The organism is Dokdonia sp. Hel_I_53 (assembly GCF_007827465.1).
GTDB lineage: Bacteria > Bacteroidota > Bacteroidia > Flavobacteriales > Flavobacteriaceae > Dokdonia.
This window is the reverse complement of the sequence record NZ_VISL01000001.1, coordinates 918,037-929,516: the sequence shown is the minus strand read 5'-3', so window position 1 is coordinate 929,516 and position 11,480 is coordinate 918,037. Positions and strand designations below refer to the sequence as shown.

General features: G+C 35.0%; 10 protein-coding genes and 3 tRNA genes. 7 read left to right on the top strand and 6 right to left on the bottom strand.

What is annotated here, in order from left to right; all coding sequences use genetic code 11:
- Nucleotides 1-26 precede the first annotated feature (26 nt).
- A complete protein-coding gene (locus tag OD90_RS04100; RefSeq protein WP_144666971.1) occupies nt 27-272 on the top strand; it encodes an acyl carrier protein in 246 nt (81 codons plus the stop codon).
- 97 nt (nt 273-369) lie between these two features.
- Here OD90_RS04100 and OD90_RS04095 read toward each other — a convergent pair whose 3' ends face one another.
- From OD90_RS04095 to OD90_RS04080, 4 genes are all read right to left on the bottom strand, one after another.
- Nucleotides 370-642 carry a hypothetical protein gene (locus OD90_RS04095; protein WP_144666968.1) on the bottom strand — a complete coding sequence of 91 codons (273 nt, stop codon included), beginning with the start codon at nt 640-642 and terminating at the stop codon, nt 370-372.
- A 57-nt stretch (nt 643-699) separates the two neighbouring features.
- Nucleotides 700-915, bottom strand: coding sequence for a hypothetical protein (locus tag OD90_RS04090; RefSeq protein WP_144666965.1), 216 nt, complete (start codon nt 913-915; stop codon nt 700-702).
- A 40-nt stretch (nt 916-955) separates the two neighbouring features.
- Nucleotides 956-1,336 (bottom strand): hypothetical protein, encoded by a 381-nt coding sequence (locus tag OD90_RS04085; RefSeq protein WP_144666962.1) that lies wholly within the window; start codon nt 1,334-1,336, stop codon nt 956-958.
- Nucleotides 1,337-1,467: 131 nt separating this feature from the next.
- Nucleotides 1,468-2,202 (bottom strand): flavodoxin family protein, encoded by a 735-nt coding sequence (locus OD90_RS04080; protein ID WP_144666959.1) that lies wholly within the window; start codon nt 2,200-2,202, stop codon nt 1,468-1,470.
- A 197-nt stretch (nt 2,203-2,399) separates the two neighbouring features.
- Between OD90_RS04080 and OD90_RS04075 the strand changes: the two genes are divergently transcribed.
- From OD90_RS04075 to OD90_RS04055, 5 genes are all read left to right on the top strand, one after another.
- Nucleotides 2,400-4,256, top strand: coding sequence for a DNA topoisomerase IV subunit B (locus OD90_RS04075; RefSeq protein ID WP_144666956.1), 1,857 nt, complete (start codon nt 2,400-2,402; stop codon nt 4,254-4,256).
- Between the two features lie 134 nt (nt 4,257-4,390).
- Nucleotides 4,391-7,087 carry a DNA gyrase/topoisomerase IV subunit A gene (locus OD90_RS04070; RefSeq protein ID WP_144666954.1) on the top strand — a complete coding sequence of 899 codons (2,697 nt, stop codon included), beginning with the start codon at nt 4,391-4,393 and terminating at the stop codon, nt 7,085-7,087.
- Between the two features lie 233 nt (nt 7,088-7,320).
- Nucleotides 7,321-7,409, top strand: a tRNA-Ser gene (locus OD90_RS04065).
- A 45-nt stretch (nt 7,410-7,454) separates the two neighbouring features.
- Nucleotides 7,455-7,529, top strand: a tRNA-Pro gene (locus OD90_RS04060).
- A gap of 12 nt (nt 7,530-7,541) precedes the next feature.
- Nucleotides 7,542-7,615, top strand: a tRNA-Arg gene (locus OD90_RS04055).
- Between the two features lie 574 nt (nt 7,616-8,189).
- Here OD90_RS04055 and OD90_RS04050 read toward each other — a convergent pair.
- Complete coding sequence (locus tag OD90_RS04050; RefSeq protein WP_144666951.1) at nt 8,190-9,887, bottom strand: YncE family protein; 1,698 nt, start codon at nt 9,885-9,887, stop codon at nt 8,190-8,192.
- Between the two features lie 502 nt (nt 9,888-10,389).
- Nucleotides 10,390-10,785, bottom strand: coding sequence for a winged helix-turn-helix transcriptional regulator (locus OD90_RS04045; RefSeq protein WP_144666948.1), 396 nt, complete (start codon nt 10,783-10,785; stop codon nt 10,390-10,392).
- 106 nt (nt 10,786-10,891) lie between these two features.
- On the opposite strand from OD90_RS04045, the gene OD90_RS04040 reads away from it, so the two are divergent.
- Nucleotides 10,892-11,473 (top strand): NAD(P)H-dependent oxidoreductase, encoded by a 582-nt coding sequence (locus OD90_RS04040; protein WP_144666945.1) that lies wholly within the window; start codon nt 10,892-10,894, stop codon nt 11,471-11,473.
- The last annotated feature ends 7 nt before the right edge of the window (nt 11,474-11,480 follow it).

The following is an 11,480-nucleotide window of genomic DNA, read 5'->3' as shown; positions in this document are numbered from 1 at the left end:
AATGATTCTCATTACGATATAACAGTATGGATACTAAACACTACGAAGACCTAAAGAAAATTATAAAAGTATATCTGCCAGAAGATGTTTCTGTAGATGATATTACACCTACAAGTCATCTTACACAAGAATTAAATATCAATTCTGCAAATTTGGTTGATATAGTGCTAGATGTAGAAGATCATTTTGATATTACTATCGAAGATGATGAGATCGAAAAAATGGAGACGGTGGAAAGTGCGATTGCTATCATAGAAAGTAAGGTAGAATAATCTTAGAAAAGGAGTATTCTCCTTTTGTTAGTTTCAAATGTAGTATGAGATGGCTATCACTGTAAAAGGAGGTTTTCCATTCTCATACTATAGTAGTTTACTTACAGTGAAATTGCGTTTTCTTATTTTTCCATTGTATCCAATATTCTTGAAGACCTTCGGACGTAGTTTTTAAATTACTAATATAAAGTTCATGACCTTCTAAGGTGACGTTTTTAAGTTCTCTCTTTCTTCTTTCTAATGCTGGCTTGTGATTCCAACCACCTACGTGGTCGAAGGAAGTATAGGCATCACAAGAATGTTTGACGATTACGAATGGTATTGAAAGTTTGAAGGTCACCATTCCACTACCCATACCTATTGTGGTCATTTCAATATTCCGAAAATCAACCTTTTTATAGTGTTTGAGAGCATACTGTTCTTTTAATTAATCACCTACAGCGGCACTCATCTCATTAGAGAATTGATGAGCGACATCATCGCCATCAATAAACTCTGGTCCGCTATACTTGCCGGTACAGCCATTGTTTGTGCATATGATGCCTTGTTCATTTTCAGTAGCAACGTTTTTTACTGGATTGTTTTCCCGTTTGCAGCCAAACAGAAGTAATATGCATACAAAGACGTAGTGAGATAGGTTCATAAATATTACAATATGAAATCTTTACGTTATTAGAAAGTGATTAGTCATTCCTTAAAGTCAAGCTCAGCTTTCCATATTGATCTTGTGAATCGTTTGCATTTATGATATAGGTGTAAAACCCGTCTTCTAGAGGAGTTTCTCCTACATAATCAATGGGTTGCATCGTATACGTTTTGCCATCAATTTGTAATTCTATAAAAGCATATCTGTAAGCGCTCTCAAAAACTTGGTAGGGGGAACTATCTTGAGAATCGATATTTTCAAAATCTTTAGTTCCGCTTGCACTATTTACTATGACATTTTTGAAGTCATATAGACTTTCGTTAGCCACTAGTATGGAAACTTCTGAGACTTTTTCGTCATCTGCTGAACAGCTTAGAAGTGTTGAAGCCAAAATTAAGCATAAGTATATTTTCTGCATATAGGTTGTTTTATACTGGATAGATGTAAAATTGCGATAAGGTTGCGCTATTTAACATCGAAATGTTGAAGTAAAAGTCATTCGGAACTAGAAAATGTTATCAGTTCGTATGATATCTACAACTATTTGTCCTATCTATATTCAGGATTTTCAAATTCCCAACGTTTTCCGTCATCCCAGTCTTCGCGAGAGTTGCCATAGCTCGGATACCCGCCATTTTCTTTAAGCATATGTGCTAAATGTAGTAAATTGTAAGTCATGAAGGTGGTGTTTCTGTTAGTAAAATCACTATCAAATCCAACTGGTTTATCTAACTGCTCTCCTTTCCATTCTGTATCACCGTAACTCGGTCCAGGACCTACTTCACCTAACCAACCACAATCTGCTTGTGGAGGAATACTAAAACCTACATGTTGCAGCGAATAAAGAATCCCCATTGCACAGTGTTTCACCCCATCTTCATTCCCAGTTATTATACATCCACCTACTTTGCCATAGTATAAATATTGACCTTTGTCATTCGTTTTGCTACTCATAGCATATAATCTTTCAATTAACTTTTGAGCTTCGGAAGATTTTTCTCCTAACCAAATTGGAGTACCCACAATTAAAATATCGGCTTTCATGATTTTATCAGAAAGTGATGGCCACTCATCAATGTCCCATCCATACTCAGTCATATCGTTGTAAACCCCACTTGCAACTTGATGGTCTACAAGTCGTATTTCTTCAATTTGAACATGCTCATGTTTCATAATCTTTTTAGAAACATTCATTAACTTCTGGGTGTGACTCTCTTTTGGAGATTTTTTAAGAGTGCAATTAATATAAATAGCTTTTAAATTACTAAAATCTGTTTTCTTCATAATTATATTATTAAGTATTTAAAGTTAATGATTTTTGAGGCTAAAGTTAGATGTAGTATTGTTGCTACTTTGGTGCCATTTTTATTTCTCACGATACAGCAAAATATCTACCTGCTTGTAACTTGTTAATTACTTATTTTTTTATGGGTTGACATCATCCCCATAGAGTCCTTATATTAGCAACGCTACCAAATATTATGACTAAAGAAACACAATACAACGAAGACAATATACGCTCACTCGATTGGAAGGAACATATCCGTATGCGACCTGGGATGTATATAGGTAAACTAGGCGATGGATCCAGTGCAGATGACGGTATTTACATCCTCGTAAAAGAGGTACTCGATAACTGTATTGATGAATTTGTGATGGGTGCAGGAAAGACCATAGAGATTTCCATACAAGGAGAAAAGGTCATCGTGCGCGACTATGGTCGTGGTATTCCATTAGGCAAGGTAGTCGATGTGGTTTCAAAAATGAACACTGGAGGAAAGTACGACTCTCGTGCATTTAAGAAATCAGTTGGTTTAAATGGTGTCGGTACTAAGGCCGTAAATGCTTTATCTAGTTATTTTAGAGTAGAGTCTACCCGTGATGCAAAATCTGCTAGTGCCGAGTTTGAACGTGGAGAATTACAAGACAAAGAGTTGCTTGAGGAAACCTCAAGAAGGCGCGGGACTAAGGTGTCTTTTGTGCCAGATAGCGAAATTTTTAAAAACTATAAATTTCGATCTGAGTATGTAGAGCGTCTTATTAAAAATTACGTATATCTAAATCCAGGACTTACTATTATTTTTAATGGGGAGAAATTCTACTCAGAAAATGGATTAAAGGACTTACTTTCAGAATCTATAGCAGAGGGGGATCGACTATACGATATCATTCACCTTAAAGGAGAAGATATAGAGGTAGCAATTACACATAGCAAAAGTCAATATTCTGAGGAATATCACTCTTTTGTAAATGGTCAAAATACAACGCAAGGAGGAACGCACCAAGCTGCTTTTCGCGAAAGCATTGTACGCACCATTAGAGAGTTTTTTAATAAGAATTACGAAGCTTCAGATATCAGAAAGTCTATCGTTTCTGCCATAAGTATTAAGGTGATGGAACCTGTGTTTGAATCACAGACAAAAACAAAACTAGGTTCGACAGATATGGGTGGTGATTTACCTACGGTACGAACGTATATTAATGATTTTCTTAAAACATCATTAGATAATTTCTTACATAAAAATACCCCGGTTGCAGATGCGTTGCAACGCAAAATATTGCAAGCCGAACGTGAGCGTAAGGATCTTTCTGGCATACGAAAATTGGCTAAGGATCGTGCAAAAAAGGCAAACCTTCATAACAAGAAATTGCGTGACTGTCGTATTCATTTGACAGATAGCAAAAAAGAACGTAATCTCGAATCGACCTTGTTCATTACGGAGGGAGACTCTGCATCTGGTTCTATTACAAAATCACGAGATGTAAATACACAGGCGGTGTTTAGTTTAAAAGGGAAACCCCTTAATAGTTACGGACTCACAAAAAAGATTGTATACGAAAACGAGGAATTTAACCTTCTTCAGGCGGCACTAAATATTGAAGAATCCATAGAAGATTTACGATATAACCATATTGTCATTGCTACAGATGCTGATGTTGATGGAATGCACATTCGGCTATTATTAATCACATTCTTTTTGCAGTTTTTCCCAGAACTTATCAAAGAAGGACATTTATATATTTTAGAAACGCCTCTTTTTAGAGTGCGCAATAAAAAAGAGACTATTTATTGTTACAGTGATCAAGAGAAAGCAGATGCGATAGCAAAATTAGGAGCAAAACCAGAAATCACCAGATTTAAGGGACTGGGAGAGATATCACCAGATGAGTTCCAGTTTTTCATTGGGGAGGACATTCGTTTGGCTCCAGTGATGTTAGATAAAGCTTTGATGATTGAAGAATTACTTTCTTTCTACATGGGAAAAAACACACCAGATAGACAGAAGTTTATTATTGAGAATCTAAAAGTAGAACTAGATAGAGTAGAGGAAGCGTAGCAGAGATTACGCTTTCGCGAAAGCGTAATTATAACCATAATATTTTGTATTGATTTTAGAAGCACCTTGTTAAAGGAATAGCGAGATAGACCAAGATTAAAATTAAAAATTAGACCTAACGGCATAATAATTTAATGAGCGACGAAATAAACGACCTTAACGAAGAAGAAGATTTAACTCCCTATCTGGAGCCAGATCAAATAGATGAAGGAACAGCCGAAGCGATTACTAGAGTTTCTGGCATGTTTGAAGATTGGTTTCTCGATTATGCGTCTTATGTGATTCTAGAACGTGCCGTTCCCGCAATAGAAGACGGTTTTAAGCCAGTGCAACGTCGTATTATGCATTCGCTTAAAGAGCTCGACGATGGTCGTTACAACAAAGTAGCAAATGTGGTAGGGCATACCATGCAGTATCACCCGCACGGAGATGCGAGTATAGGTGACGCGATGGTGCAAATAGGGCAGAAAGATCTACTCATAGATACGCAAGGTAACTGGGGAAACATATTAACTGGAGACCGAGCTGCAGCATCTAGATATATAGAAGCGCGACTGTCTAAGTTTGCGCTAGATGTAGTTTATAATCCTAAGATTACAGACTGGCAATCATCTTATGATGGTCGTAAAAAAGAGCCCATTAATTTACCGGTGATGTTTCCAATGCTGCTCGCTCAAGGAGCAGAAGGAATTGCGGTTGGTTTGAGTACAAAGGTTTTGCCCCACAATTTTATAGAACTTATAAACGCTTCTATAAAACACTTACAAGGCAAAAGATTCACCATCTATCCAGATTTCCCAACGTCAGGTATTGCAGATTTTTCTGATTATAAGGATGGCTTAAGAGGAGGGAAAGTAAGGTGTAGAGCACGTATAAGTCAGCTGGATAAAAATACGTTGGTTATTTCTGAACTGCCTTTTGGTCAAACGACAACTTCGTTAATTGATTCTATCCTTAAGGCCAACGATAAAGGAAAAATCAAAATAAAGAAGATAGAAGATAATACCTCTGCCTTGGTGGAGATTTTGGTGCATTTACCTAATGGTCTTTCTCCAGATAGAACGATAGATGCCTTGTATGCCTTTACTAACTGTGAGACCTCTATATCGCCATTAGGTTGTGTAATTGAAGATAACAAGCCACTTTTTGTAGGAGTCACCGAAATGTTGCGCAGGTCTACAGACCGTACCAAGGAGCTATTAAAGTCTGAGCTAGAAATTCAGTTAGGCGAGTTTGAAAATCAATGGCACTATGCCTCGCTCGAACGCATTTTTATTGAAAATAGAATTTATCGAGACATTGAGGAAGAAGAAACCTGGGATGGGGTAATAAAAGCTATTGATAAAGGGTTAAAACCGTATATAGGCCATCTTAAAAGAGCAGTCACGGTAGAAGATATTACAAGACTAACGGAAATACGTATTAAACGCATTTCAAAATTTGATATTGATAAAGCGCAGCAAAAGATTGATGCTTTGGAAGATCAGATCGCACAGGTGAAGCATCATTTAGATAATCTTACGCAATATGCGGTAGATTACTTTAAGAGATTAAAGAAAGATTATGGAGAGGGGAAAGAGCGTAAAACAGAGATTAAAATCTTTGACGATATACAAGCGACTAAGGTAGTTTTACGTAATACGAAACTCTACGTTAATCGTAAAGAAGGATTTATTGGTACCTCCCTTAAACGGGATGAGTATGTAACCGATTGCTCAGATATAGATGATGTAATTGTTTTTACAAAATCTGGTAGTATGATGGTGACAAAGGTCGATGCAAAAACCTTTGTAGGGAAAGACATTATACATGTGGCCATTTTTAAGAAAAAGGATAAACGTACTACCTATAATATGATTTATAGAGCAGGTACAGGACTGCCTACTTATGTAAAACGTTTTAATATTACTTCTGTAACACGTAATAAAGATTACCAACTTGCCGGAGATAAGAAAGGAGCACAAGTTCTTTACTTTACGGCAAATCCAAACGGAGAGGCAGAGGTGGTAACTGTCTATCTAAGAGCTGTTGCTTCGGTAAAGAAGTTACGTTTAGAAATAGATTTTGTAGATGTGATGATCAAGGGAAGGGCATCTAAAGGAAATATTGTCACTAAGAATGCTGTAAAATCTGTTGAGCTTAAAGAAAAAGGGCTTTCTACTTTGAAGCCACGCAAGATTTGGTTTGACGATACCGTACAACGACTCAATGTAGATGGAAGAGGGGAGTTGCTAGGTGAGTTTAAATCTTCAGATCGACTTTTGATTATCAACCAACACGGAAATGCGCGTACAATTATACCAGAAGTAACTCACCATTTTGATGAGGATATGATTGTTTTGGAGAAGTGGAACCCTAAAAAACCAATAACGGCTATTTATTGGGATGGATCAAAAGAGCGCTATTACGGCAAACGTTTCTTAATAGAAGCGCCAGACAAGGATGAGGTCTTCATTTCAGACAATACTGGTAGTCAACTCGAGTTAGTGTCTACAGACTGGAGACCTGTGGCAGAGATGGTGTTTTACAAAGAACGAGGCAAAGATCAACGGGAAAATGAGGAAGTTTCTATGGAAGATTTTATTGCCGTAAAAGGTATTACTGCGCTGGGTAATCAATTCTATACAGAAAAGCTAAAGGGTCTTAATTGGCTAGATTCCTTACCTTATGAAGAGCCAGAGCCAGTCAAAAAAGAAAATATCGAAGTAGTTGATGAAGAAACGGTTGCAGCAAAGAATGGCACTAAAGATAAGAAGGAGCAAGACACTGCAAACTCAAAAGGGAGTGATACCGAGGATCCAGAAGGAGAATCACAAACTACTTTGTTTTAAGTACGCTTTCGCGAAAGCGTAAGTGGATTTGAAAAATCTATAAAAATTATTATTTTTATAGATACTTTTAAAGTTGATAGGTAAATAGATTTTTGATAACGAGCGCTTTACAAATTGAGGTTTAAAAAACTTAATTTTTTTCTGATTAAACCTCTTTTAGTTCTTGTTTTCTTTGAAATGTTGCTGTACATTTGCATCCGCTTATCACAAGCAAGTTCAGTAATGTAATGAAAGGAGAGGTGCCTGAGTGGCCGAAAGGAGCGGTTTGCTAAATCGTCGTAGGTGGAAACGCTTACCCAGGGTTCGAATCCCTGTCTCTCCGCAAATAGAAGTTTAAGGCTTCTTTTTATGCAACGTTGTTGCAGTTCGGGGTATAGCGTAGCCCGGTTATCGCGCCTCGTTTGGGACGAGGAGGTCGCAAGTTCGAATCTTGCTACCCCGACAATTTGATTACGGGCTCTTAGCTCAGCTGGATAGAGCACCTCCCTTCTAAGGAGGCGGTCGAAGGTTCGAATCCTTCAGGGCTCACATTAAATTTAAATTAACCCTCTGATTTTTCCAGGGGGTTTTTTGGTTAAATAAATGGATAGTTTTGAATTATTCTTTAATCCTGGACTATTTACTTTTAATGAATCCACTTATGATGAATGTTTCTTTAAATAAATCAAAAAATTCTTTAGTGGTAGTCTGATTAAGTAGGGCGGGAGCTGTAAAATTTACTTTGGATGGATACCTAAGTTTTGACAAAGCCAGAAACTTTACCGTTTATGTATTCCTTAGGATGATTATGAATTTTACAGCGTAGCCATACGACAAAGCGGAAATAAGCATATGTGCAAAAACCTTCGATTATTATATACTTTTACAAGTATACGAGCCCTCTAGCCAATCAGACTGCCACGGCTAGGCTAAGGTTAGTACGGGATTAAATTAGTATTTAATTTCGGATTAAGCGATTAGCCAAAGCTTTTTATTTTGTTTTATTTTTTTCTGTTCTAAAGCCAAATCAAAAGATTTGACGGACTTTATAAAAATACACTAAACTTTGGATTAAGCACTAAAACCCGTATTAATTTTAGCCATTGTTGTAAAACGTTATATTCTAGTTAAAGTCATATAAGTAAATAGTACTTTCATATTGATCAGAAATAGGATTGTCATTTTTATAAAGTAATAATCTAGAGTCATTAACAAATATTCCGCCATCAAAAGAAGCAGGAATTTCTTTAATTATAGATTGATCATTACTGTTAAATAAATTACGCCATCCTAATACATTATTCCCATCAGGAGAAACATCTTGTACATCTATATTTCCATATTCATTTTGGAAAGTTCCTTGAATATTGAAATCTAAATCTAGCAAAAAGTGATTCCAATATAATTTATTATTGTTTAATATAATTTTAGCAGATTGATAACTATTACTATTCCATTGATCTTCTAATGAAAAAGTATCATCAGTCGTTCCGATTTTAGATAAATTTGAACCAGAGGAATTACTTTCTCCGTGATAAAGATTATTGTTTTGATCTATCTCAAAATCTCCGTGACTAAAACTGGAATATGCTGCAGAAATATTTGTGCTATAAGGAATATTTACATTATTAATCAAATCATAAATTCTAAATTGAGTTGAACCACTAGTAGGAGGTGTAATATGGTAATAAAGTTTTCCATTGTAACCAACCTCAATTTTATGAGCACTATTCGATAATGAAAAGGTAGTTTCAAGATTTTTAGTGTTTAAATTCACTTTATGAATATTATTACTTCTAGAAGAAAGGTATAAAAAATTTCCATCAGGATCGATATCTAAATCACTAAACTTAACATTTTGTAGGATTCTGTTTTCTATAGATAAATCATTTAGATTTATAAAAACTAAACCATATTCTGTTTCATTATCATCATAAATACTTTCAGTGTTTACAATTCCGTATGCATAGTTTCTTGATATATCAGGTATGATTTTTAGTATTGGATAGTCAGTTTTTATAAATTTACCAGCTTGAATAGAATCTATATTGCTTTCAAAAATTTCAGGTATTTGTTGTGTTCTCTCTAAAATAACTTTATAAAAATACTCTTCTCCTAAAATAGCAGTTTTATCTATAAAGGTAGTGTCATTAATATTGTTTGTTATAAAGACGGGATCGTTATATAAAATATTACTTCTATATCTAGACCTATAAAGTTTAAAACTTTCAAAATATGGGTCATTTATGGAAGACCAACTAATTGTAGAAGAGTTATTTGTTTTTTCTATAGGTAAAAGTTTTATTGCATTATAGATGTCTATAGAGTCACTAATAATAGAATCCACTTCGTTTATTATATCTAATCTAATGTTATGAATATTCTTGCTTAATGTTGAATTAGTAAAAGAAGTTTCACCATCTTCATCAATGTTTTGTTCAAATATAATTCCATCTTTATCGCTTATCCATTTTGCTCTCAAGTTTGTTAAATCAGAAAAATTATCATCAATGATAATTCCTTTAAAATTTAATTCATCACCAGGAATAGTGTTTTCAAAATTAGAAGGATTTAAGATCTGAACTGAAATATCATTAAGTGAAGTAATTTCTGGCATTTCAGTTTCTAAATCTTTTTTTTCACAAGAGAATGATAAAATGATTAGTGTTAAAAATAATAATTTAAGTTTCATATTTTTTTTAAATGTTTTACAACAGGCCACTGCATAAAGCGAATGCGGCATTTTGCTGATTTGCTTTACTTGTGGGTCTTTGTTTGTTTTGTCTAAATATACACTTATTTGTGGTTCTATAAGCCGCATATAGAGCTTTCAAACCTGCCTCCGACGAGCAGAGCGAGAGGAAGGCATAACATTCGCTTTATGCTTGAGTTCTTGCATCCGACGCAGGAGCTTAGCGACTAAGAGGAATGCACAGGTTGCAACTACATTTCGATTTGTCTATAATTGAGCGTATGCTTTAAGGCATTTTTGAGCAGTGGCCTGTGGCAGTCTGATTAAGTAGGGCGGGAGCTGTAAAATTTACTTTTGATGTATTCCTAATCTTGACAAAGCCAGAGACTTTACCTTTTATAAATTAATTAAGATGGTTATGAATTTTACAGCGGAGCCATACGACCACGCGGTAATAAGCATATGTGCAAAAACCTTCGATTATTATATACTTTTACAAGTATACGAGCCCCCTAGCCAATCAGACTGCCACGGTTAGTATATGAAAAGTAGGCGATTTCAAAGCACTGAACTTTCGATTAAGTATGGGCTTTGATACGAGCCTAAACCCTTGATTTTTATACTGTCTCGCCTATTTTTTATATACATTGTTGTACGCTGGCTTTTTTCCATTTTCTATTATTCTACATTGTTCAAATTCCATTTCGGGATAAGCTTCATTTGCCCAATCACTTAACAACCTTAAAACGGGCAAAAGTCCAACTGCTTTTTCGGTTAATGAATATTCAACTCTTGGTGGAATTTCAGCAAAAGACTGTCTTAAAAGTAATCCATCGTTTTCCAATTCTTTCAATTGATTAGTCAGTACTTTTTTTGAGATTGTTGGTATAAGTGCGTTAAGCAATCCAAATCGCATAGAACCATTTGATAATAAGTATAAAATAATCGGTTTCCATTTATTTCCAATTATGTTCATCGTATGCACAAGGGAACAGGCATTTGGGTTGTCTATATATTTTCTTGCCATTAGTTACTTTTTGGTTACCACTTATTTGTTCAAATGAAAACTAAATAGTTTCTTTTTTAAACTAATATTAGTTTCTTTGCGATACAAATGTAATTAAAAATTTATAATGAAAAATATTTTTATAATAAACGGTCATCAGAAATATCCATTTTCTGAAGGAAAATTAAACGCAAGCTTAACCGAAAAAGCTGAAAGCTACTTTAAGAGTAACGGTTACAATATCAAGAAAACCACAATGGAAGATAATTATGATGTCAATGAGGAAATCGAAAAATTTAAATGGGCAGACGTTGTCTTTTTTCAAACACCATTGAACTGGATGGGTGTAAGTTGGTCATTTAAAAAATACATTGATGAAGTGTTTTCTATGGGTATGATGGGCGAAATGTCTGATGGTGACGGTAGAAGTAAGGAAGCGCCAAAAAAGAATTACGGATTAGGTGGAAAGCTAAACGGAAAGTATATGATGTCGGTAACAGCTAATGCACCAAAAGAAGCTTTTAACGATCCTGATGAAGCATTTTTTAGTGGTATGACTGAAGATGACCTTCTAAAACCAATGCATCTTAATTTTAAGTGGTTTGGTTTTGAACCATTACCAACATTTATGGCATATGATGTAATGAAAAACCCAGAAATAGAGAATGATTTTAATCGTTTTGAAAATCATTTAAAAGCAAACTTTTAAAGTATTA

Coding starts and splice junctions, on each gene's coding strand:
- OD90_RS04085 (WP_144666962.1), bottom strand. CDS start 1,336: ATGCAGAAAATATACTTATGCTTAATTTTGGCTTCAACACTTCTAAGC.
- OD90_RS04080 (WP_144666959.1), bottom strand. CDS start 2,202: ATGAAGAAAACAGATTTTAGTAATTTAAAAGCTATTTATATTAATTGC.
- OD90_RS04045 (WP_144666948.1), bottom strand. CDS start 10,785: ATGGCAAGAAAATATATAGACAACCCAAATGCCTGTTCCCTTGTGCAT.
- OD90_RS04075 (WP_144666956.1), top strand. CDS start 2,400: ATGACTAAAGAAACACAATACAACGAAGACAATATACGCTCACTCGAT.
- OD90_RS04050 (WP_144666951.1), bottom strand. CDS start 9,887: ATGCGGCTTATAGAACCACAAATAAGTGTATATTTAGACAAAACAAAC.
- OD90_RS04040 (WP_144666945.1), top strand. CDS start 10,892: ATGAAAAATATTTTTATAATAAACGGTCATCAGAAATATCCATTTTCT.
- OD90_RS04070 (WP_144666954.1), top strand. CDS start 4,391: ATGAGCGACGAAATAAACGACCTTAACGAAGAAGAAGATTTAACTCCC.
- OD90_RS04100 (WP_144666971.1), top strand. CDS start 27: ATGGATACTAAACACTACGAAGACCTAAAGAAAATTATAAAAGTATAT.
- OD90_RS04095 (WP_144666968.1), bottom strand. CDS start 642: ATGACCACAATAGGTATGGGTAGTGGAATGGTGACCTTCAAACTTTCA.
- OD90_RS04090 (WP_144666965.1), bottom strand. CDS start 915: ATGAACCTATCTCACTACGTCTTTGTATGCATATTACTTCTGTTTGGC.